This is a genomic window from Halomonas campaniensis, from assembly GCF_002211105.1.
In the GTDB taxonomy this organism is placed as follows: domain Bacteria; phylum Pseudomonadota; class Gammaproteobacteria; order Pseudomonadales; family Halomonadaceae; genus Vreelandella; species Vreelandella campaniensis_A.
On the sequence record NZ_JPUA01000013.1, the window covers coordinates 1 to 21,500 of the forward strand.

The following is a 21,500-nucleotide window of genomic DNA, read 5'->3' on the forward strand; positions in this document are numbered from 1 at the left end:
TGCAGTACCGAAATCAGGCCTTGGCCGCTTAGTTTTTCACTGTCCAAGTTTATGGGGTCAGTTCAAAGCGGGTGCCTTTTAGCCTTATTGGTTAGGGGGGAGTTAGAACTCTTCCCACTCCGCTACGGCATGCTTTTGCGGGGCAGCCTGGGGTTGGCGGCTAGGCGTTTGAGGTAATGCAGTGCCTGTTGCTGCACGCTGTTTGTGTGTTGAGGTGTAGTGCAGCGCGGTGGCTGAAGCGCCACCTTCATTAAGCACAAACTCACTCATCAATTGATCGAGACTGCGTGCGTTGTCGCGCATGTTCGTGGCAAGTGTGGCGCTCTGACTGACCATGGCAGCATTCTGCTGGGTCATCATATCCATCTCTGCCACGGCCGTGTTGACCTGTTGAATGCCAGCGGTTTGCTCTCGCGCACCGGCGGCAATCTCTGCGATCACATCCGACACCTGCGTAACGCTGTGGCGAATCTCATTCATACGTTCAGCCGCCGCCTTGACGATATCGCTGCCTTCTTTTGAGTGGCTAACGGACATATCAATCAGCGCACGAATATCATGCGCCGCGGATGCGGAGCGACTGGCGAGTGTGCGTACTTCGCTCGCCACAACAGCAAAACCGCGACCCTGCTCGCCGGCGCGGGCAGCCTCCACGGATGCATTGAGTGCCAAGATATTGGTTTGAAACGCAATCGAGTCAATCAAGCCAATAATATTACTTATTTTATTGGCCGAATCACTGATTGCGGCCATCTTAGCTTCCATTTGGCTCATGGACTCGGTGCCGCGCTCTGAGGCACTGGCGGCTTCTAGCGCGAGGCTATTCGCCTGTTCGGAGGCCTGGGAAGTATGCGCCACCGTGGAGTGGATTTGCTCCATTGAGGCGGAGGTTTCCTGGAGGTTAGCCGCCGCTTGTTCGGTACGCGATGAAAGCTCATGAGTACCATCCGCCATATCGCTGGCATCGGATAATACCGTACGAGCGTTTTGGCGCACTTCCTGAAGGGTAGACTGCATACGCTCCACAAAGGCATTAAAGCCGTGGGCGAGATCGCCGATTTCGTCCTGGGTTTTGGCTTCCAATCGGCGTGTCAAATCGCCTTTTCCTTTGGCAATATCGGCCATGGCGCTAGCGGTATGCTTGATTGGTGCGAGGGAGCGTCGCGCCGCATAGGCAACCACAACCAACAATAAGATCAGCAGTAGCCCACCGGCCAGCAGCAGCGACTGCAGCAGGCTGTTCGTCACGGTCGTAAAGGCGGTGATGGGCACGGTGACTCCGACCACCCAGGAAGTGCCTTCCACTGGGCTCCACATGAGCATGGTCTGCTCGCCACTGGGCATGGTTATTTCACCGGAGCCCGCCGTGCCGCTGAGTATCTGCTGACTTAGCGCATCCAGCCCTTGATAGCCCTGCTGGTCGGCATCGGTGTAATTGAGCGACATGCGGTACTCTTCAACCGGATGCGCAATGACCTGCCCTTGGCTGTCGATTAACCAGCCGTAGCTGCCTTCGCCCACATTAATATCGGAGGTGATATCAGAGACCGCGGCCATGGAAACGGTCATGCCCAGCAATCCCGCTCGATTGCCGCGTTCATCGAATACCGTATCAGCAACAATAGCCGTTGGCAGGCCGCTCACCATGGAGATAACCGGATCACTTAGCAGGCTATCCTGGGTGCCGTCAGTGACTAAGGCTTTGAAATAAGGACGTTCGGCTATCTGCAAGTTGACCCCCGCGTGGGTTAGCGTCGCGCCTGAAGCGTCAGTAAAGAACAGTGATTCGATGGTGCCACCCGGCGGATAGCGCTTTTCGAGCCATTCGCGGTGCGACGCAAGCGGCACGTCTTCGACCAAGCGTTCATCCTTAGCCAGCACCGATATCCAATTGCGGTACCCTGTAATCCATCGGCTGATCTCATCGGCCCGTGCTTCTACTTGCCGTTTACCGGCATTATCGATTAACGCAGGAATGGCCTGGTTAAGCTGTTGATTGACGACAAAACCTAAAATGATGGCTACCGCTAAGAGAGGAAGAGCGACCGCGACCAGCAGTTTCTGCGTCAGTGAGAGACGAGAAATTTTTTTCATTTGTTGCCTCGAAGTGTTGGCCAGAAGCAGATCACGAGGATATGGGTGAGTGTCATTTTCTGGCTGTTTTATGGTTCCCTGGGAGTTATATTGCTACCGCTAATCATTAGCGATGCATGATGCGCTTGCTTTCATTTTTTTAATATTTTTAATCTAATATAGTAATGCTAAGCTAATATTTTTTCTGACTTTTAATGTAATTTTTGTTTGGGTGGTATGTGGCGTTTATGTATCTTTTGTGTTTTTTTAGTGACTCGGTTAAATCATCAGGGTAATCAACATCAGTGCACACGCCTGGATCATCGAGAGAGACATGAATAACACGGTTACTATGCTTTTTGATGACAGTGTTCGCGCCATTTACATTTTCTAAATGTGCGAGTTCTTGCCAAAAATTTCTACCAAAAACAACAGGATGGCCAGGTTTTCCTTGGTGTAGTGGTTTTACGATGCACTCTGGTGTGGCCTTCTCTGTTAGTTTGCAACATGTTTCTTGGCTTACCCAGGGGAGATCGGCCAACCATATGGCTGCTGCTCGGTAGTGATGCGTATTTTCATCGTTGCAGAGTTGTCTGAAGGCATCGCTAATACTATAACCCAGGCCTAAATGACTGCGCGAACTAACAATTGTAGAAGATTCTACAGAGAGCTCGAAAGACTCGAGGTTGTCTTCAGGTTTAATGACAATACTAATATTGGAAAAGTGTTTCTGAATAGCCAATAAAGTGGCGTTTAAGAGTGTTTTTCCGCTATTCAATTGCGCTATTCGTTTATCGCTGCCAAAGCGGCTTGATTGGCCTGCCGCCATCACGATAACGATAATGTCGCTACAAGGCATGACGCTCTTTTCCTCGGTAAAGGCGAACAATATCGGCCATCACGGCTAGGGCGATCTCTGCGGGTGTTTTGCTACCCAGGTTGAGGCCAATGGGCATGACAATTCGGGCTAACTGGGTTTCCGTCAGGCCGCCGGAGCGTTGCAAACGTTCGGCACGCTGTTGCGACGTCTGATGGGAACCCATAACGCCAATGTAAAAGGCGTCCGTTCGGACAGCTTCGATCATTGCTAAATCATCAATACGGGGGTCATGGGTCAAAGCCACAACGGCGGTATTGGCGTGGCAGCCGCCAGAGGCGATAAACACGGAGGGCAGTACCGCCTGCACTTCCACTCCGGCGACAGCGAAATTTTTCCGGGCATCTTCTCTGGGGTCGCAGACAATTACTTCAAAACCGAGTGATTGGGCAAACAGTGCACAGGGCGAAGTAATTGAAGATATGCCGGCGATGATCAGCCGTCGCGCAGGGCCTATGCGAATATTGGCGCTAGCTGTATCGAAAGTAACGGTGGGCTCTGTATTCTTCGATGGGTTAAAACGCTTGCCGCTGCCATCCAACTTGATACAGCGGGTTAGCGGTTGGCGACCCAGTAGCGTGGCATGCATCACTTCTAAGTGAGTGAGGTTTTCGGTGTTGGGCGCTAGCCGTTCAACAAGTACTTCAAGGCTGCCACCGCAGGGTAAACGAATATTCGCTGAACCCGCATCCCCGCCATAGCGAACCCGTTGAACCGGCTCGTTAAACTCTCCCTTTTGAAGCCTTGCGATAAAGTCTTCTTCGACACAGCCACCCGACAGTGAGCCCAGATAGTCGCCTGTCGAACATGCGGCCAGCATGGCACCCGGCTCCCGGGGGGCCGAGCCAAAGGTTTTTAGCACCGTACACAGCCAAACGGTCAGCCCCTGGTTGGCCCATTTCAACGCGCGTTCGATAACCTGTAGATCAAGGTGGTGCATTAACTAGCCGCCTCCATGGGGAGTCGAAAGGAGACTTTCAGTGCGTCGCGAAGGGTGTCAGGGGTAAAAGGGGGATGGGTAAAGCGTACCCCCGTGGCATCAAAAAGCGCGTTGGCAATCGCAGGAGCGCCGGGTAGTGAGGCGGACTCCCCAACGCCGAGTGGGGGCAGTTCAGGGCGATCAAGCAGCATGACGTCGATGGGAGGAAGCTCCGAGAAACGTAGAATAGGGTAGCCGCCCCACTCTCTGCTGGTCGGTAAACCATCCTCAAAGGTTACCCGCTCATTTAATGTGCGGCTGAGCATCTGGATCACATTGCCATGCACCTGATGGCGAACGCCGGCGGGGTTGACCATCAAGCCTGCATCCTGGCCTACATATACGTTCTCGACGACAACCCGCCCACTCTTCACATTGACTTTTAGCTCAAGCACCCAGGCGGCGAGCGCGGCGCCAAAGCCGGGAAATTTACTATGTACGTACTGGGCGTAAGCGAAGCCTCGGCCGTAGCGCCACTCGCCATCGCTTCTCGGGTTGGTGTTGGCGGTACAGTGTTTCCAGTTCGCATGTTCGGCTAACGCTTCGACAAGCTCGCAGGCGCGGTTATCGGCTAAGTAGCGCAACCGATAGGCGACAGGATCTTCACCCGCCAAGTAGGCGAGTTCATCAATATAGCTTTCGTGGGCGAAGGTGCTGGGCAGCGCCGAGACACCACGCAGCCAGGAGGCACGCACCAGGGTTGGAACGTCGTCGCACACTATTTGGCGATGAGGGTAGCGGTAGGGCGGCACCGACGTTCGATCCCCCATCTCAAAGGGGATATCAATCGGTGAGGCCGCACCGGTCAGCAGCAGTGCCAGGGTGGGCGCACTGTTAGAGGGGTAGCGCGTATTAAAGCGATAGCCTGCTGGGCTGCCATCTGCGTTTAAGCCGCCCTGGATGGCCATATACTGAGCAGCCCCTTTAGGCTCCCAGGTGTGCTCCTGCTCACGGGTTAGTTGCACTCGGACTGGGCGGCCAACCGCCTGAGACAGCAGCACGGCATCCGCGCCAACGTCGTCGGCGCAGTTGCGACCATAGCAGCCTGAAGTTTCCATACGGGTAATGGTGATAACGCCTTCATCCAAACCGGTAAGGCGGGCAAGGTCGGCGCGCAGGCTGTGTGGATTTTGGGTGCCCGACCATACGTGAAGGCCGTCGTCGTTGGCATCGGCGACCGCGCACGAAGGGCCAATGGAGCCATGCAGTTGGAAAGGCCACACATAGTGACGATTGAGCGGATGTTGCGCGGCGGCCAGAGCGCTGTCGAGATCACCCTCTTCTAGGAGTATGCGCTGTTTGCTGGGCAGGTCGAGCAGTGCTTGCTCTATGTTGTCCAACTGAGGCAAGCCTTCGATTGGGCGCCACTGGATCTTTAGCTGCTTGGCTGCGGCAGCAGCCTGCTCTTCACGCTCGGCCACCACGCCAACAAAGTCACCGACCACCACGACACTTACCACACCTGGCAAATGCGCCACAGAGCTTTCATCTACCGCGATTAAACTGTTGCCAATAAAGTCGCCACTGTCGTGACCTACATAAGGCGGGCGAATCACTCGCCCATGCAGCATGTCGGGCAGGCGCAGGTCATGGATAAAGGTCAATTGCCCGGTAACCTTGGCAGGTATATCCACGCGTGAGGTCGATTGGCCGACCAGGGTATAATGGCTGACCGGCTTAAGCGGCACCTCATCGGCAAGCTTTAACGTATGACGGGCGCCCCGCAGCAACTCCCCATAGCTAACGGATGAGCGGTTATTATCACTTAGCGTAATAGCGCCGTTTTGGCAGCTAAGTAGCGAGCGCTCAGTGTCAAAGTGCTTTGCGGCCAGTGTTAATAGGTACTCCCGCGCCTGAGCCGCCGCTCGGCGTAAGGGCTCGGCAGTGATCTGAATTGATGCACTGGCAATGGTGGGGCCTTGATTGGGAACTTCAACGGAGTTGCCCAGCACCATGGTAACGCTGTCGAACGCGACGCTAAGCTCTTCTGCAACAATTTGAGCGAGCGCCGTGCGTATGCCCGTGCCCAGGTCTACATGGCCGTTGAAAGCCACGATATGACTATCGCTCAGCACGGCAATGAATATCTCGGGCTCATGGGGAGTGAAGTTTGAGTGTGTACCTGGCTGTCCGGGCGCGGGCTTGGGAGGCGTAACCGGGTCGCGATAGATCACCAGGACATCAGACCCATACAGCAATGAATCTCTTGTATAGTCTGATTTATCAGCCATGTCTGCCTCCCACGCTCGCATTTATGATGATCAGTGCGATGAATTTTAGGTGATGAAAGAACGATAACTAAGGTAAAATTATAGCGTGTACGCCATAAAAGCATGATGAATTGATCCAGCGCAAGGAGTATTTCATACGTTGATGCATCATTTTGTTAACCAGTGCCATACTCGATACACGATGTCGCCAATAGATTAAGGATATGGAATGACAATGGATAGTGCGTTCAAACACTCGTCTTCCGGCGAGCACTCTACGCCTTCAGAGCAAGGGTATGATTTTTCTGAGCAAGTAGGGCATCTACTGCGCAAAGCCTACCAGCGGCATACGGCTATTTTTCAGCGCTACAGCAGCGATAAACAGCTCACGGCCATTCAATTTGTAACGCTGTGCACGGTGATGGAGCGCGGCCCCAGCTCGTTAACCGATATCGTCAACGCCACGGCGATTGATCCAGCCACTATCCGTGGCGTCATTAAGCGTCTTAAAGCGCGGGGGTGGATCTCGCTAACCACCGACCCCAATGATCAACGCAAAGTCATGGTCGTGATCACCGAACCCGGTGAGACATTAGTCGAGGACATGGTGCCCAGTGCCAAGCAAATCAGTGATCAGACCATGAAAAATCTCAACCCGGCAGAGCGGATTGCCTTAATGCATCTGCTGGAAAAAATGAACGCGGACGGATAACACAACCGAGACGCCCGCTTCACCTGTGTTTTCGGGCACTTCTAACGCTTCATTAAGTAACCCAGTGTTTCATCCAGCCCAACCACATCCCCATACTTGCTATCGATATCAAACAGGTTAGCTTCATGGGGCGTGGGGTGGCGGTCGCCCACGCAATCACGTACCACCATCACCCGAAAGCCGTGCTGTACGCCGTCAACGGCGGTAGCGCGAATGCAGCCGCTGGTGGAGCAGCCGGTGATAATCAGCGTATCGATACCCATGGCGACCAGCGTGGAGGCCAGCGAAGTACCAAAGAACGCGCTGGCATACTGCTTGGTCATTACCAGCTCATCTTCACGGGGGGCCACCTCGGGGCAGAACTCGGCGTAAGGGTTGCCCGCCACCATCGCCCGCATGACCGGTGCCTTCTTGACCCAAATGCCGCCATCGATCTGATCCGGGGCGTGATAAAGAATGTTGGTGTGGATAACAGGCGTGCCAGTGCGCCGTGCGGTATTGAGTAGCGGCGGCATATTGGCCACCGCATCCACCACGCCCTGGGCAAACAGTGGCGAGCCAGGTGTGGTGTAGCCTTGCATAAAATCAACCACCAGTAGCGCAGGCCTTTTGCCAAAGCCAATGCGGCCATCCCAGACGCCTTTGTAGTTGTTATCTAAGTTGTCATCTAAAGAGCTGTCATTAGCACCGCTGCCGCTGGTTGCTTGGCTGGGGTTGGTCATGGCGCTATCTCCTAGTAAGCCCCTGATAAAAGCGCGCCTGCGCCCGGTACGATAGGCTCCAGGTCAAGTGCCTTGAGCATGGCGTAGGTGGTCGCGATAGCTGCGGTCACCACCGGCTTGCCGGTCAGGGCTTCGACCTTGGCGACGGCCGGCAGTGAGGGCATTTGTACACAGGCTGACAAGACGATAGCGTCTACGTTACTTAAATCGAGACTGGCGACGATCTCGGGGAGATTGGCGGGGTCGTGACGAGCAACGTCCAGATTGTTGGGGATCTCAAGCGCCCGGTAGTCGAGCACGTCAATGCCTTCCTGACGGATGTAGTCGACCACCATTTCGGTCAGCGGCTTCATGTAAGGGGCCACTACCACCACGCGCTTGGCTTTCATCACACCCAGGGCATCAACCAGAGCTCCGGCGCTGGTGACCACCGGCGTGTCGCAGCCGTTCTCTTTTGTGCGGCTGCGTAGCCGTTGTTGGGATTCACGGTGGTAGCCGGGGCCCATGGCCATAATGGCGACTAGACAGGCATACCCCATCACATCCACCGCCGCGTCAGAGAGCTCCAGGGCGCAGCGGTCAGACTCCGCATCCATAGCGGCCAGCTCGTCCTTGCTGACGGTTTTCATGCGCATGCGGCTGGAGTGAAAGGTAAAGCGCTCCGGGCGGATCAACTGCCGTGCAGCGAGCATGGCAGGTATCTCGGTCTCCATGGTGATATTGGAGCTGGGGACGATCTGGCCGATGCGGTATGTTTTGGTCATGGAGTTGTGGGTCATGATTATTGGCCTTTGTTAGCGTTGTGTGCCTAGGAAGTCTTCAAAGGCGGCAAAAAAACCATCGAAGTCATCCCAGGGAATCATATGGCCCGCTTGTTCCGCGGTAGAAATGCGAATCGTCGGTAGCAGGGTGCGTATTTCGGCGCGATCTTCATCCTGGATAACACCGCCCTTGCCTGCACACATCAGCAGCGTGGGCACTTTGATACCTGGGAAATCCTGGTGGATATCGACGCTGTGGAACTCTTCAAACGCCTGAACGATGGCGGGCTCAAAGCAAGTGTGTAGCCACTCGGCGCGTAACCGCAGCTGCTCGTCGCTCCAGGTGGGGCAGTAGTGGCGCATGGTCTCGATATCGGCACCCCGCGTGCAGTCGCGAATAGAATCCACGTACCAGGGCAGCTTGCTGGGATACTCACGACGTCCTGGCCCTGAAACTGGCGGGTCGATAAGTACCAGTTTGTCGATGCCCTTGGCGCCGCGACTCATGGCGCGCAGCGCAAAGCGCGCCCCCATGGAGTGGCCCGCCAGAATGACATTGCTTAGACCTAGCGCATCGATAAAGGCGATCACATCGTCGGCGCAGGTGTCAGTGTCATAATCGAGCTCGGGCCCGGTAGACGACAAGCCGCGCCCTCGGACATCCAACACATAAGTGTCGAAATGCTGACCGAGCCGCTCGGCCACAAAACGCCAGGTGATGGCCGGGCTGGTAATGCCCGGTATCAGTACCATCGGCTGGCGCGAAGTCTCGGCGCTGTCGGCAAAGCGCAGGTAGTGCTGACGAATACCATTGGCGTGCACGTTGGCGCCATAGAGATAGGTGCTGCTCATGCTGGGCTCCCTTGACTGGTTGGTTGCTTCAGCGGTACTTCAAAGGGGTCATAGGCGAATACCCAGGCCGGGTCTTCGTCTTCCCGTAACCAGGTATTGTCGTGGGAAACCTGCTGAACCCGCGAGGCGCGTTCAAAACGGTTGGTGCGGTAAAGTTCGAATGCCTGCTGGTAGTTCTCGGCGCCCACTTCCTCCAGGCAGCGCACTAGCATGGCAGCATCCTCAATGGCCATAGCGGCGCCCTGGGCCATATGTGGCTTCATCGGGTGGCAGGCATCGCCTAGCAACACTAGCCGATTTTCATGCCACAGTGGTAGCGGGTTGCGCTCCAATAGGGGCCACTTGGTAACGCTTTCAGTGCAGTCGATTAGCGCTTGTACGGTGGGGTGGTACCCCTCGAATGCTTTGCGCATCTCTTCCCGTGAGCTGTCGACGAAGGAGGTGCCGTGGTTCCAATCGGGTTCAGGCACGCCGGTAACGTAGTAGTACTCCTTCTCGTCGCCGGTCACGAAGTACACCATCATGTGCCGGTCTTCCGACCACCACTTCACGCAGGCTTCGAAATCCAGATCGTAAGCCTTGAGCTTTTCCGCCGAGATAATCGCCCGGTGGGCAACCCAGCCGCTGTAGATCGGTGCTTCAGGTCCAAGCAGCTTCTCGCGTAGGCGCGAGTTGACGCCATCAGCGCCGATCACCAAATCTGCCTCTTCGGTTGAGCCATCGGCGAAGGTCATGACCACCTTGTCGCCGCTGTCATCCACATCGACCAGGCGCTTATCGAAAAAGAGATTGTCCTGGTCGAGCGTGCTGACCATCAGTTCGTGCAGATCTCCACGGTGTACGGTGATGTAGGCCGCGCCATAGTTTTCGCGAGCAAACTCGCCTAGCGGGATACGTGACTGATACTCGCCAGTCATGCCGTTGCGACTGAACCAGTAATCGGGGTGTGAGCCCATGGCATTGAGCTTCTCTTCGATACCAATGCGGCGCATCACTTTCATCACGTTGGGGCCAAGGTGAATGCCTGCCCCAAGGCGCGCAAACGCTGGTGCCTGTTCGTACACCTTGGTGGGGTAACCCGCTTGCTGCAGCAGTGCACCTGCAGCGGCGCCGCCAAGGCCCGCGCCAATAACGGCGATGGTGGGTTTGTTGTTCATATCCTGGTTTCCTCGCTGTTTTATACGCCTATCACTCGTTTCTGAATGCGTTCGTGAATGCTATAAAACAACGTATACACCATTTATTTTTTGGTCAAGAATTAGTTTCGAAATTATTTTTTAATGGCAATAATGCAATATTTTTAAATAAGTTTATGAATTTTATTGTTTATTTGTTGTTTTTTGGGTTTTGTGCAAAAACTTGAAAAACGCATCGATTGAGTGCTATACGTTTATTAGGCTTGTTTTTATAGCGTATGCACCTTTAATGCTCGATGGGTATTAGCTCTGCACTTAGCTGGTGCAAGTGAATTGGCCGTATGTGAAAGGTAGGTGAAAATAGGCGGGTTTAAGGTGCTACGAAGCGTGTTTGGCAGGCAGTGTTTATTAGTAATATCTAAGTCATATCCAAGCCCTATTCAGAGCAAGAGGGCGGGCTTAACAATAACGATGATGATCCCCTATGACGCTAAAGCTAACTATCAATGGGCAAGAACGCGAGCTGGCCGTGCCGCCGCAGACACCACTGCTCAATGTGTTGCGTAACGACCTGGCGCTCAATGGACCCAAGTATGGGTGTGGTTTGGGCGAGTGTGGGGCATGTAGCGTATTGATCAATGGCATGGCCGCACGCACCTGCGTGCTGCCCGTGTCCGCTGCCGTTGGCCATGAGGTAACCACCCTTGATGGTCTTTCCCAGGGCGGTGAGCTTGACCCTGTACAGCAAGCCTTTATCGATGCTCAGGCAGCTCAGTGTGGCTACTGTTTGAACGGCATGATCATCACTGTTCGTGCGCTGCTAAACCATAATACCCAACCCTCTGCGCAGCAGATCCGCACCGCTTTAGAGCATAACCTCTGCCGATGTGGCACCCATGTAGAAATTCTGCAGGCAGCTGAGCGTGCCGTGATCCTTAACGCGGCCGTGTTGCAGGAGGCTCCTCATGAGTGAAGGGTCGATGCTCCATGGCCAGCAAAAACAGGCTGGCATCCCCGCGTTGCTAGCGAAGGCACGTTTTGGTGTCGTCGTGCGTCCTCCTTACTACCGGTGGAATGGCGAGCGCTTTGAGAGTGAACGCTTAGTGGGCGTCGATAGCAGCAGTATTGCCTCACTATCTGGATCTATTGAAGTCGTGGTGGAAGGGGATTTTGTGGGGGTGGTTGCCGATAGTTTGGCCTTGGCAACCGATGCCGCTAAACAGCTGAAGGTTGAGTGGCAGGCCGTTCACCAGGCGCCCGAATCTGATAGCGATCAAGCGCCCTGTGAATCGCCTCTTGTTAAGCCTAGCCCGTCATACACGCATTCGAACCATGGGTATGGCTGGCCGAGTCGCATGCGCTGGGGCCATCACCCTAGCTGGGTAATCGCCGATTGTCGCGATCAACAATTGAGTGTGTGGGGGCAAACCGTTACCCCAGCGGCGCTTAAACAGGATCTAAGCCGGTTAACCGCGCTGGATATTAGCCAGATTGAGCTTTATAGCGCCGATGGTGAACACTCATCAAATCAGGCCTCAGGGCTGGGTCGCCATTGCGGTGACGATGCCGCCGTGGATGCAGCGCTGATGTCGCAGGCTGTGGGCGGCCTAGTCGCCGTCTGGCTGGATGCCCGCTACGCCAAGGATGCTCAGGCATTGGGCCAAGCGCAGCGAATTACTCTAAACGCGGATATTGCCAGTAGTGGTGAGATAGCCCGTTATCACTATCAGCAGGCCAATCTTACGGGTGAGGTGGCTGCCGTCGGATTGTTGTTAAGCGGCAGAGCCACGATAACAACGTCTAGCGCTGAGGCCACCGCTGGCGAGCAAGACACAACGCCGTTCTCGCCCTATGTATTTCGCGCTCAATACCTTGCCGCACGCTCCCAGCCCGCTTCGCTCTCCACCAACTCCACCTTGATGGGGATACAGCAGACGTTTGCGCGGGAATCCTTTTTAGATGAGGTTGCCCGCGAGAGTGATCAAGACCCTGTCGCGCTGCGACTTCGCCATCTTGACGATGCGCGTGGTATTGAGCTGATTGAGTCCGTTGCTAAACGGGCCGAGTGGCAAAGGGCGTCCAATCCATCAGCAAACTCTTTACCTCAGGATCTATTGCGCGGTCGCGGCTTTGCCTATTCTCAACTGCCCGATCGGAATCAGCGCGTGGAATCGGGAGTGCGCTCTGCCTGGATTGCCGATGTGGAGGTCAATCGTGTTACCGGCGATGTTCAGCTTACCCGCTTGGTCGTTGGTCAAGACGTCGGCGCTGATGTGGATACTGATCGCCTTCAGCAAACGCTACAGGCCCGGGTATTGGGCGAGGCGCGCCCCCTTTTGGGGCAGGCGCCTAGTTTCGACGAGTGGGGTGACGGCAGTCGTACGCTGACTGAACGTGAAGATTCCGCAGGATTGCCAACCACCGCACCTTCTTCAAGCCCTGTTGAGGAAGGTGCTAATAAAACCGTCGGTGAAGACGTATTAACCGGTGCGGAGCTATCGCCGGGTGTTGCGGTAATAGCCAATGCGCTTTTTGATGCCACCGGCCTGCGTTTTCGCCAACCACCGTTTACCGCCAATCGCGTACGCCAAGCTCTCGAAGCTTCGTCCATCGAGAAGGCAGGGCGCCCATCTAAATTGAAACCGCCGCGGTCAATGAACCGGCGCTGGTTAGCCGCTGCAGCGTTTACCACCATTGCGGGCACTGCGGCCGTGGCGTGGCCGTGGAAAGGGGCCATTGCGCCTGTCTCACGGCCAGCCGCCAACCTCTACTCCGCCGAGACCATTGAGCGCGGGCGACTCGTTGCGGCTGCAGGCGACTGCGCGGCGTGCCATACCACAGAAGGTGGCGTGACCAATGCCGGTGGGCGCGGGTTTGAGACCCCTTTCGGTACGCTCTACAGCACTAACATTACGCCGGATGAGGCGACGGGAATTGGTCAGTGGTCTTACGCAGCCTTTGAGCGCGCCATGCGCCACGGTATTAGCCGTGATGGCAGCCACCTTTATCCCGCGTTCCCCTATACGGCGTTTGCCAAGACCAGTGATGCCGATTTACAGGCACTCTACGCCTACTTAATGGCTCAGCCTCCTGTAGAGACTGAAAAAAACGTCAATGCGCTCACTTTCCCCTTCAGCGTGCGTAGCTTAATGGCAGGCTGGAATACGCTTTATCACGATCCCAAGCCATTCGAGCCTGACCCCATGCAAAGCGAACTGTATAACCGGGGAGCCTACCTTGCCGAAGGATTAGGTCACTGCAGCGCCTGTCATAGCCCACGCAATGCCATGGGCGCTGAGAAAAACGGCGAGTCGTACCTTGCCGGTGCTTTTGTGGATGGTTGGGAAGCGCCACCGCTTAATACGCTGTCGCGTGCGCCCATACCGTGGAGTGAAACATCGCTTTACGACTATCTGCGCCACGGCGAATCTGAGCTTCACGGCGTTGCCTCTGGCCCTATGGCCCCAGTGGTAGCGGGGCTGGCAGAGCTACCTGAATATGATGTGCGAGCCATAGCCCACTATGTTGCCGCACAGATGCAGGCGCCCACGGGTAATAGCGATGCGGCTGTGGCAGATGCTACGCAGCGCGTGACCAGTGCAGCCGTTGGCTCAACAGAAATGGAGGCAGGGGAGCGGCTCTTCGAGGGCGCCTGTGCGGCGTGTCATGCTGATTCTGGTGTGCCTACTTTTTCGAGGGCAAGCACTAATCTGGCGCTGAATACCAATTTGCACAGCGATCATCCCGATAACGTTATTCAGTCAATTTTGGGCGGTGTTCACGCCGAACACGTTCCCGGTATTGGTAGCATGCCAGGCTTTGCCGACAGCTTTAATAATACCCAGGTCGCTGATTTGACGACCTATCTCCGAGCGCGTTTTGCCCCAGACAAAGCGCCTTGGCAACAAGTAAAACAACGTAGCGCAGAGTTACGCCAGCCTCACCACAACAACTCACACTCTTCTCCCTGACGGAATAAAACGAGGTGGACTATGAAACGCAGTAAATGGATATGGCTAGTATGGGCAGTCGTCTTGCTGAGCTATTTAGTGCCTTACACCCTATTGAGCGGGGTGACACTTTGGTATGGCAGCTTCCTGTTTTGGGCAGTTGCCGGACTAGTCGTCATTGCGCTGAACGTGTTTATCACTAAAGATTTTGAGGAGCACAGCAATGACTGAGTCACTCATCTGGTGGTCGATTGCCATCTACTTATTAATCGCGATTGGTATTGCGATTATGTCTCGCCAAGGCCCTTCCGAAAGCATGTCCGGCTACTTTTTGGGCAACCGACAAATGAACGGCTTTGTCTCGGCGCTGAGTTACAGTGCCACTACCTACAGCGCTTTCATGATGGTGGGCCTGGCAGGCCTTACCTATGCCGGCGGCGTTGGCGCGCTGGGCTTTGAAATTATCTACTTTGCCGGTGTTTCCCTGGTGGCTATTTTCGGGCCCAAGTTTTGGGCCGTCGGCAAAAAATTTGGCTTTGTGACGCCAAGCGAGATGCTCGGCCACCGCTATAACAGCAAGCATGTGGCCATGGCCGTTTCCATTGCCAGCTGTATCTTCCTGATTCCTTATTCAGCGGTTCAGCTCGCCGGCGTTGGTTACCTGTTGCAAGGCATTACCGATGGGGCGATAACCTTTACCACCGGTGTGGTGCTGGCAACCGTGATTGCTATCTTCTTCTCCTATATTGCCGGTATTCGGTCGGTGATGTGGACCGACTCCCTTCAGGCAATCATGATGATTGTCGCCTCAACGCTGGTGGCCTTCCTGGTGATCCAGGGCTTGGGTGGTTTCGGTGCACTATTCGATACACTGGCAACAGAACATCCGCAGTCGCTGACGGTGCCTGGTCCTGGCCTGTTCAGCTTTGTCACTTTCCTGGGGCTTACTATTCCCTGGTTCTTCTTTAGCCTCTCTAATCCGCAAGTGAGCCAGCGTCTGTTTATGCCCTCTTCGTTGCGCTCCATGCGACACATGCTGATTGGATTCCTGGTGTTTGGTTTTATCTACACCATGGTCTCTGTGCTTTGGGGCTTCTCTGCCTTAGCTGCTTTCCCAAGTCTTGAGCGCGCAGATTTAGCCACGCCTACTCTGCTGGCCTCGGAGTTTGTACCGCCAGTATTAGGGGTGATTGTGATGATCGGCATTATGGCCGCCGCCGTCTCCACCATTGATTCGATCATGCTGACCCTGGCCTCCATGGTTTCCCGGGATGTCTATGCCAACGTTAAACCGAACGTCAGTGAAAAACGCCAACTGCTGGTGGGTAAGTTTGTCGTGCCGGTGATTGCGCTAATGGCGCTGGCCTTTGCCGAACTGCAGCTTGACCTTATTGCGGTGCTGTCGGTGGCTGCCTCTTCGGGGCTGGTTGCCATGGTGCCCGCACTTATCGGTGCCTTCTATTGGAAGCGCGGTACTGGCGTCGGTGCACTGGTCAGCGTGGTGGGCACCAGCGCCTTTGTGCTGTTGATGTATGCCACCGGGAATTCGCTGTTGGGCCTGCCAGCAGGCGTATGGGGCATTGTGGTCGCTAGTGTGCTGTTTGTTGGCGTTAGCCTTATGACCAAACCTCATCAAGCCTCTTCGGACGCCTTCTTTACCGCCATCGCGGAAGAGCTGGGTAAAAAGCGCCGTACTACCACCGATCAAGCGACGAAAGAGGCGGCTGCCTAATTGACGTTCAGCTTTGACCGATAACACCATAGAGCGCTTGGTGTGCCCACAGGCGAACACGAGCGCTCTCAGCTAACACTTCCCGGTATGTTATAGCTGTGCTTTCGCCTGGGGAGTTAGGAGACTTTATGGATCACGCAAGCTTTGCCGAAATTTGCCTCCATCAGCTAAAAATGTCCGGGGTACATGAAGGCGAAAAACTCGTCGTGCTGACCCAGGGCAGCGAACGCCTCGATTATGCAGATGCCTTTATGGCGGCGGGGCAGCGTTTAGGTGCCAATATGTACCATATGCGGTTACCCGCGCCGTTACCCACCGGTGGCTGGGCCGTGGGAACAACGGGGCTTGCCAGTATGCCCGATGCGGTGGAAGCGCTTAAAAACTGTGACATGTTGATCGATTGTATTTTCCTGCTGTTCTCTCCCGAGCAAATGGCGATTCAAGCCGCGGGTACGCGCATTTTAACGGCAGTTGAGCCCCCGGAACTGCTGGCCAGAATGCTGCCCACCAAGGAGTTAAGAGAAAAGGTCGAGCTGGCCGCTGCGCTGCTGGAAAAAGCCAAAGTGATGCGCATCACCTCGCCCCACGGTACTGATGTCACCTACCAGCTGAATACGTATGAGACGGTTGCTGAATATGCCTGTACTGACGAACCGGGGCGCTGGGATCACTGGCCCTCTGGTTTTGTATTTACCGGCGGTGATGACGATGGCGTCGATGGCACCATTGTGGTGGCGCCGGGCGATATTCTGCTCCCCCAGAACATGTATGTCAGAGAACCCATTAACTACACCATTGAAAAAGGCTGGATTACCGATATACGTGGTGGGCTCGATGCGGAGCTGGTGAAGTCCTATATGGATAGCTTTAACGACCCGCGCGGCATGGGCATGAGCCATGTGGGCTGGGGCATGAACCCTAATGCCAAGTGGCACCGCATGGTGCCGGGGGAGTTCCCTGGTGGTATGGGGATGGAACCGCGCAGCTTCTACGGCAACGTGATGTTCTCCACCGGCCCGAACAGCGAACTGGGTGGGTCTAACGATACCGCCTGCCACCTGGATATCCCCATGCGCAACTGCTCGCTGTTTCTCGATGATGAGCCTATCGTGATTGATGGCGATATCGTCGTTAAAGAGCTGCAGATGGCTAGGGGTTAATACGCTAATAAGTAGTGATACTGATAAAAAGCCAGCGTTAACTATTCACTGAGGTCGGAATCAACCCGTAGCGGGGGTCTTTCGCCATGGCCGGAAATGGCTCCATGCTATTCCGGCATTTCCGCCTTCCATGGCAGTCAGATGGCGAAAGTAGCGCCCATGGATGGGTTCACAGCGCCCCCGCGTAGGGTTGTGCAGACCGTTGGGTTGCTTTTGCGGCTACTTCTTCCAAACCATTAACTGCTTTCGGTAATCATCCTGCGCCTGGCTGGCGCTGACAGGGGTTAGCCACACTTCAGTGCCGGGCAAACACTGGGCCAGCGTAGCGCAGGCGATGGGGGTGAGAGCACCTAAACGCGGATAACCGCCAATGGTCTGGCGGTCGTTCATTAGCACGATGGGTTGGCCGTCTGGCGGAACCTGTACCGCTCCCAGCGGAATGCCTTCGGAAATAATCCCCGTGAGTGAGCCGTGTAGGGCAGGGCCGGTGAGGCGGACGCCCATGCGGTCGGCGCGGTTATCCACTGTCCAGGGCTGGTTGAATGCCTGAAACAGCGCGCGACCGCTAAACGAGGCGATTTGCGAACCGAGTACGATGGGTAAGCGGCAGCCCGAAGCGGGCATCTGCGGCCCTTGGTCTTTAGGAATGCGGCGTAGCGCAGGGGCGGTGCCTGTCCAGGTCAAGCGGTCACCGACTTGCAAAGGCTTGCCATCTTCATGCAGGCCGCCCAACTGCTCGCGGGCAGTGCAGGCGCGGCTGCCCAGCACCTCCGGCGCATTTAGCCCGCCGGGAAAAGCGAGATAGGCGCGCAGGCCTTGGCGCGGCTGGCGAAACACCAGGCGCTGGCCCGGCAGTAGCTTAAAGCTGGTATTGGGTGCTAGCGGTTTGCCATCCAACTGGGCGTCTAGATCGGCGCCGGTCAACGCCAGACGCACTTCGCGTTCGGTTTCAAAGCTCAAGCCGCCGCCCATGACGATTTCCAGCGCGGCGCTGTTTAAAGCGTTGCCCAGCAGCCAGTTGGCCCAGTGAAAAGAGATCCAGTCGGCGGCGCCGCCCTGAGTAACGCCTAAGTGGCCGACGCCAAACCGGCCGGCATCTTGGATAAGCGCCAGCGGCCCCGCCTGTTTAACCACTAGCCCCTTCTGTGTTTCATTCATAGCGACTTGGCTCATGGGCGCTCCTCCATGGGCGTGGTGTCACCACCATCTGCTTCAAACTCTTCGCGGGAGATCGCTCTAAAGCGCACCTTGTCGCCGGGGCGAAACAGCGGCTCGCCACGTTTGGCATTCTCGAATAGCGGCACGTTGGTGCGACCCAGAATATTCCAGCCGCCCGGCGAGAGCAGCGGATAAATCGCGGTTTGGCGATCGGCAATGCCCACGCTACCTGCTGCCACCTTGCGGCGCGGTGTTTTCAAGCGTGGCGTAGCGAGGGATTCGTCTACCAAGCCCATAAAGCCGTAGCCGGGGGCAAAGCCCAGCGCGAATACGCAGTAGTCGTGGTTGCAGTGCTGTTCGATAAGCGCTTTAACGCTCAAGCCAGCGCGCTTGGCGACCAGGGGCAACTCGGGCCCCACGCTTTCGTCGTACCACACCGGAATATCGTGCAGTTCACCGGCTTGAGTATCCACAGGGGCAAGGCCAGAAAGCGCCTTGTGAATAAGTTGAATCGCCTCGCTATGGGTTAACTGCTGGCAGTCGTAATGCAGCAACAGCGTGGTGTAAGAGGGCACCAGGTCAATTAACATGCTTCCAAAGGCGTTACGCAGCGCCTGGTCGGCGGCGATTACCCAGGCCATATTGGCTTCGTCGATGGCGTCGAACAGGCGCACCATCAGGGCATCCATGGCGGCGGTTTCAATGCTTTTTTCAATATTGGCTTTCACGCCTGCTCCAGCGCCTGAAAGGCCTCGCGGATAGCGCGTACGGCGGCCACTGACTCGGGGTTATCGCCGTGAACGCAGAGCGTATCGCAGGGTAAATGCAACGATGTTCCATCAAGCGCGGTGAGCGGCTCGCCTTTGGCCAGCATTACCGCTTGATCGACGATGGTGTTCTGGTCGTGGTGCACAGCGTTAGGCAGGCGACGTGAGGCCAAGTGGCCGTTGCCGTCATAAGCACGGTCTGCAAAGGTTTCGAACCAGAGGGTAATGCCCATGTTGGCGGCCAGCTCACGGTGCGGCTCGGGGTCGGCGGTAGACATAATCATCAGCGGCAGGCTGGCATCGTACGCACGTACCGCACGCATCACGCCTTCGAGTAGCGCCGGATTGGCAGCCATGTCGTTGTACAGCGCACCGTGTGGTTTGATATAGCTCAGTTGGGTGCCTTCGGCTTGGCAGATGCCCGCCAAAGCCCCTACTTGGTAGAGCACCATATCTTCCGCTTCTTCCGGCGAGCAAGCCATGGAGCGTCGCCCAAAGCCCATCAAATCCGGATAACCCGGGTGCGCGCCAATACGCACACCATTTTGTACCGCTAATTTGACGGTGCGGCGCATCACATGAGGGTCAGAGGCATGGAAGCCGCAGGCGATATTGGCGCAGTCGACGAAAGGCATCGCATCGGCATCCAGGCCGAGGTGCCAGTTGCCGAAACTTTCGCCCATATCGCAATTAAGCAGGGGGATGGCCATAGCGACTCCTGTGTCGATGCAGTGGGTGCGCTTGATGGGTTAGCGCTGAATTGTCGTCCACCACCAATATATGAACATGGCTTGCCCAGTGCCAATCGTTTTTGGCGATACTAACTATCGGACACTCCTATCATATTGTTATTTATTGGAAAAAGGGTTGACGCTTGGGCACGATACGCTTATCACATTAGGAGCGGGGCGTGATAATAGCGTTGGTGAAATAGCGCTGCTGGGATTGGTCTTAAAGTTGCATAGTGGTCTTAACGTTGAGTAGTTATCGGGTCGTCGTGAGCCATAGCACTCCACCGGTCTCTTTGCGTATCAGTACAGCAGTGTTTTTACTCCAATCAGTCATTGGCAGGCGAGTTACTATGCTCGATTTTAAGGAACTTGAGGCGTTCGTATGGGCAGTGAGGCTCGGCTCCTTTCGTAAGGCGGCGACCCGCCTGCACCTTACTCAACCCTCTGTTTCTGAGCGTATTTCGCGCTTGGAAACAACGGTCGGAGAGCTACTGCTGGAGCGTGCCGCCCGGCCTATTCAGCCAACTATGCGAGGTCGCGAGTTCTTTGTTCACGCAGAGCGGATGCTGCACCAGCGTGACGAGGCGATGAAGCTTTTCGATGACGAAGAGGCGTTTTCTGCACCATTGCGGCTCGGCACGATTGAAACCATTGCCCATAGCTGGTTTCCCGAATTTATGCGCCGTTTAACCGAGCGGTATCCGCGTTTGACCATTGAACTGACAGTGGATTATTCGCCGGTGCTCAATGAACGGCTACTGGGCAACGAACTGGACATTGTATTGGCGATGAATGGCTATTCACCGCAAAAGCAGATCGAGTACGAGTCCTTGAGCCCTTATGAAATGGGCATGTTTGTCTCTCCCCGGCACGTCAAGCAACTGGGCGAAAGTGCCGACACTTGGGGCAAGCAACTGCCGTTTATTTCATTTGGTAAGCAGGCTCGCCCCTATGCAGAGTTGGTGAGTTATTTGGCAGAGCAGGGAGTCGCTAATCCTCGTATCCATAGCGTCAGCACACTCATGACCATTGTACGAATGACCACCGAAGGGTTGGGGATTGGCGCGCTGCCTGTCGCCACTGTGCTGGATGAGTGGCAGCGGGGAGAGCTCTACCGTCTCTCGCTACCGGTGCCGTTACCGGCCATGCACTATGATGTGATATGGCGCAATGCTAACCACCCGCGCTTTTGTCGCGGGGTGGGCCGTTTGGCCCAACAGTGTGCCTGCAGCTATGCCCAGGCGCGCCGTGCCGATATGACAACAACACTTTTCTCCGGGCGCTGGGTTACCGCCAGCGCCTCCTCTGGTACTACCGAAGCAACACACTATTAGCACCATACTATTAATAGAAATAAGAGGGTTCTTATGATGCGCAAGACAATAACGACTTCATTGCTCCTGGCGACCGCCTGCGGTTTAACGGTGACGGCTCATGCTGCGGAATGGACGATGGCCACGCCTTACGGTGATGCCAGCTTTCATACCCAAAACAATAAGCAGTTTGCCGAGGATGTGGCTGAAGCTACCGACGGGGAGTTGACCATTACCGTTCATAGCGGCGGCTCGCTGGTATCGCATGGTGAAATCAAGCCGTCGGTTCGCCGTGGCACCATTGATGCGGGTGAAGTATTCCTCTCCGTTCTTTCCAATGATGATCCCATTTTCGAAGTGGATAACC

The 21,500-nt window shown here is 55.6% G+C and carries 18 protein-coding genes and 1 pseudogene; 8 read left to right on the forward strand and 11 right to left on the reverse strand.

Annotated elements, in window-relative coordinates:
* Positions 1 to 102: 102 nt before the first annotated feature.
* The 4 genes from htc1 to JI62_RS05610 form a co-directional block, all read right to left on the reverse strand.
* Positions 103 to 2,094: a methyl-accepting chemotaxis protein Htc1 gene (htc1, locus tag JI62_RS05595; RefSeq protein WP_240513149.1), complete on the reverse strand. Its 1,992-nt coding sequence runs from the start codon at positions 2,092 to 2,094 to the stop codon at positions 103 to 105.
* Between the two features lie 172 nt (positions 2,095 to 2,266).
* Positions 2,267 to 2,932 (reverse strand): nucleotidyltransferase family protein, encoded by a 666-nt coding sequence (locus tag JI62_RS05600; protein ID WP_088699218.1) that lies wholly within the window; start codon positions 2,930 to 2,932, stop codon positions 2,267 to 2,269.
* Positions 2,922 to 3,890 (reverse strand): XdhC family protein, encoded by a 969-nt coding sequence (locus JI62_RS05605; RefSeq protein WP_088699219.1) that lies wholly within the window; start codon positions 3,888 to 3,890, stop codon positions 2,922 to 2,924. The genes JI62_RS05600 and JI62_RS05605 overlap by 11 nt, the downstream gene beginning before the upstream one ends.
* Positions 3,890 to 6,160 carry a xanthine dehydrogenase family protein molybdopterin-binding subunit gene (locus JI62_RS05610; RefSeq protein WP_088699220.1) on the reverse strand — a complete coding sequence of 757 codons (2,271 nt, stop codon included), beginning with the start codon at positions 6,158 to 6,160 and terminating at the stop codon, positions 3,890 to 3,892. Before JI62_RS05610 ends, JI62_RS05605 begins: the two co-directional genes overlap by 1 nt.
* A gap of 208 nt (positions 6,161 to 6,368) precedes the next feature.
* Between JI62_RS05610 and JI62_RS05615 the strand changes: the two genes are divergently transcribed.
* A complete protein-coding gene (locus tag JI62_RS05615) occupies positions 6,369 to 6,851 on the forward strand; it encodes a MarR family winged helix-turn-helix transcriptional regulator (RefSeq protein ID WP_276206549.1) in 483 nt (160 codons plus the stop codon).
* 41 nt (positions 6,852 to 6,892) lie between these two features.
* Here the strand turns inward: JI62_RS05615 and JI62_RS05620 are convergent, their stop codons facing one another.
* From JI62_RS05620 to JI62_RS05635, 4 genes are read right to left on the reverse strand one after another with little or no spacing between them, the layout of a single operon-like run.
* Positions 6,893 to 7,573 (reverse strand): N-carbamoylsarcosine amidohydrolase, encoded by a 681-nt coding sequence (locus tag JI62_RS05620; RefSeq protein ID WP_088699221.1) that lies wholly within the window; start codon positions 7,571 to 7,573, stop codon positions 6,893 to 6,895.
* A gap of 11 nt (positions 7,574 to 7,584) precedes the next feature.
* Positions 7,585 to 8,352 carry a maleate cis-trans isomerase family protein gene (locus JI62_RS05625; protein WP_276206550.1) on the reverse strand — a complete coding sequence of 256 codons (768 nt, stop codon included), beginning with the start codon at positions 8,350 to 8,352 and terminating at the stop codon, positions 7,585 to 7,587.
* Between the two features lie 15 nt (positions 8,353 to 8,367).
* The gene (locus JI62_RS05630) at positions 8,368 to 9,186 is read right to left on the reverse strand and encodes an alpha/beta fold hydrolase (protein WP_088699222.1); all 819 of its coding nucleotides are present in this window, start codon (positions 9,184 to 9,186) and stop codon (positions 8,368 to 8,370) included.
* Positions 9,183 to 10,343: an FAD-dependent monooxygenase gene (locus JI62_RS05635; RefSeq protein WP_088699223.1), complete on the reverse strand. Its 1,161-nt coding sequence runs from the start codon at positions 10,341 to 10,343 to the stop codon at positions 9,183 to 9,185. The genes JI62_RS05630 and JI62_RS05635 overlap by 4 nt, the downstream gene beginning before the upstream one ends.
* A gap of 463 nt (positions 10,344 to 10,806) precedes the next feature.
* Between JI62_RS05635 and JI62_RS05640 the strand changes: the two genes are divergently transcribed.
* The 5 genes from JI62_RS05640 (at position 10,807) to JI62_RS05660 (ending at position 17,164) form a co-directional block, all read left to right on the forward strand.
* The gene (locus tag JI62_RS05640; protein WP_088699224.1) at positions 10,807 to 11,295 is read left to right on the forward strand and encodes a (2Fe-2S)-binding protein; all 489 of its coding nucleotides are present in this window, start codon (positions 10,807 to 10,809) and stop codon (positions 11,293 to 11,295) included.
* The gene (locus JI62_RS05645; RefSeq protein ID WP_240513150.1) at positions 11,288 to 14,293 is read left to right on the forward strand and encodes a c-type cytochrome; all 3,006 of its coding nucleotides are present in this window, start codon (positions 11,288 to 11,290) and stop codon (positions 14,291 to 14,293) included. The genes JI62_RS05640 and JI62_RS05645 overlap by 8 nt, the downstream gene beginning before the upstream one ends.
* 21 nt (positions 14,294 to 14,314) lie before the next feature.
* Positions 14,315 to 14,503 carry a hypothetical protein gene (locus tag JI62_RS05650; RefSeq protein ID WP_088699225.1) on the forward strand — a complete coding sequence of 63 codons (189 nt, stop codon included), beginning with the start codon at positions 14,315 to 14,317 and terminating at the stop codon, positions 14,501 to 14,503.
* Positions 14,496 to 16,004, forward strand: a complete 1,509-nt coding sequence (locus JI62_RS05655; protein WP_088699226.1) for a sodium:solute symporter family protein — start codon at positions 14,496 to 14,498, stop codon at positions 16,002 to 16,004. Before JI62_RS05650 ends, JI62_RS05655 begins: the two co-directional genes overlap by 8 nt.
* Positions 16,005 to 16,132: 128 nt before the next feature.
* The gene (locus JI62_RS05660) at positions 16,133 to 17,164 is read left to right on the forward strand and encodes a leucyl aminopeptidase (protein ID WP_088699227.1); all 1,032 of its coding nucleotides are present in this window, start codon (positions 16,133 to 16,135) and stop codon (positions 17,162 to 17,164) included.
* A gap of 219 nt (positions 17,165 to 17,383) precedes the next feature.
* On the opposite strand, the gene JI62_RS05665 is transcribed toward JI62_RS05660, so the two are convergent.
* Genes JI62_RS05665 through JI62_RS05675 form a run of 3 tightly spaced genes read right to left on the reverse strand, consistent with a single transcriptional unit; the run spans position 17,384 to position 19,799 of the window.
* On the reverse strand, positions 17,384 to 18,337 hold the full coding sequence (locus JI62_RS05665) for a biotin-dependent carboxyltransferase family protein (protein ID WP_088699228.1): 954 nt from the start codon (positions 18,335 to 18,337) through the stop codon (positions 17,384 to 17,386).
* The gene (pxpB, locus tag JI62_RS05670; RefSeq protein WP_430750712.1) at positions 18,334 to 19,050 is read right to left on the reverse strand and encodes a 5-oxoprolinase subunit PxpB; all 717 of its coding nucleotides are present in this window, start codon (positions 19,048 to 19,050) and stop codon (positions 18,334 to 18,336) included. Before pxpB ends, JI62_RS05665 begins: the two co-directional genes overlap by 4 nt.
* Positions 19,047 to 19,799 carry a 5-oxoprolinase subunit PxpA gene (locus JI62_RS05675; protein WP_088699229.1) on the reverse strand — a complete coding sequence of 251 codons (753 nt, stop codon included), beginning with the start codon at positions 19,797 to 19,799 and terminating at the stop codon, positions 19,047 to 19,049. Before JI62_RS05675 ends, pxpB begins: the two co-directional genes overlap by 4 nt.
* 371 nt (positions 19,800 to 20,170) lie before the next feature.
* On the opposite strand from JI62_RS05675, the gene JI62_RS05680 reads away from it, so the two are divergent.
* A complete protein-coding gene (locus JI62_RS05680) occupies positions 20,171 to 21,154 on the forward strand; it encodes a LysR family transcriptional regulator (RefSeq protein WP_088699230.1) in 984 nt (327 codons plus the stop codon).
* 36 nt (positions 21,155 to 21,190) lie between these two features.
* Positions 21,191 to 21,500: pseudogene (locus tag JI62_RS05685) on the forward strand (C4-dicarboxylate ABC transporter substrate-binding protein); the annotation flags it as partial.

Excerpts from the sequence above, each read along its gene's own strand:
- JI62_RS05650 (WP_088699225.1), top strand. The coding sequence starts at position 14,315 with ATGAAACGCAGTAAATGGATATGGCTAGTATGGGCAGTCGTCTTGCTG.
- JI62_RS05665 (WP_088699228.1), bottom strand. The coding sequence starts at position 18,337 with ATGAGCCAAGTCGCTATGAATGAAACACAGAAGGGGCTAGTGGTTAAA.
- htc1 (WP_240513149.1), bottom strand. The coding sequence starts at position 2,094 with ATGAAAAAAATTTCTCGTCTCTCACTGACGCAGAAACTGCTGGTCGCG.
- JI62_RS05610 (WP_088699220.1), bottom strand. The coding sequence starts at position 6,160 with ATGGCTGATAAATCAGACTATACAAGAGATTCATTGCTGTATGGGTCT.
- JI62_RS05640 (WP_088699224.1), top strand. The coding sequence starts at position 10,807 with ATGACGCTAAAGCTAACTATCAATGGGCAAGAACGCGAGCTGGCCGTG.
- JI62_RS05615 (WP_276206549.1), top strand. The coding sequence starts at position 6,369 with ATGACAATGGATAGTGCGTTCAAACACTCGTCTTCCGGCGAGCACTCT.
- JI62_RS05630 (WP_088699222.1), bottom strand. The coding sequence starts at position 9,186 with ATGAGCAGCACCTATCTCTATGGCGCCAACGTGCACGCCAATGGTATT.
- JI62_RS05675 (WP_088699229.1), bottom strand. The coding sequence starts at position 19,799 with ATGGCCATCCCCCTGCTTAATTGCGATATGGGCGAAAGTTTCGGCAAC.
- JI62_RS05680 (WP_088699230.1), top strand. The coding sequence starts at position 20,171 with ATGCTCGATTTTAAGGAACTTGAGGCGTTCGTATGGGCAGTGAGGCTC.
- JI62_RS05600 (WP_088699218.1), bottom strand. The coding sequence starts at position 2,932 with ATGCCTTGTAGCGACATTATCGTTATCGTGATGGCGGCAGGCCAATCA.
- JI62_RS05625 (WP_276206550.1), bottom strand. The coding sequence starts at position 8,352 with ATGACCCACAACTCCATGACCAAAACATACCGCATCGGCCAGATCGTC.
- JI62_RS05660 (WP_088699227.1), top strand. The coding sequence starts at position 16,133 with ATGGATCACGCAAGCTTTGCCGAAATTTGCCTCCATCAGCTAAAAATG.
- JI62_RS05635 (WP_088699223.1), bottom strand. The coding sequence starts at position 10,343 with ATGAACAACAAACCCACCATCGCCGTTATTGGCGCGGGCCTTGGCGGC.
- JI62_RS05605 (WP_088699219.1), bottom strand. The coding sequence starts at position 3,890 with ATGCACCACCTTGATCTACAGGTTATCGAACGCGCGTTGAAATGGGCC.
- JI62_RS05645 (WP_240513150.1), top strand. The coding sequence starts at position 11,288 with ATGAGTGAAGGGTCGATGCTCCATGGCCAGCAAAAACAGGCTGGCATC.
- JI62_RS05620 (WP_088699221.1), bottom strand. The coding sequence starts at position 7,573 with ATGACCAACCCCAGCCAAGCAACCAGCGGCAGCGGTGCTAATGACAGC.
- JI62_RS05655 (WP_088699226.1), top strand. The coding sequence starts at position 14,496 with ATGACTGAGTCACTCATCTGGTGGTCGATTGCCATCTACTTATTAATC.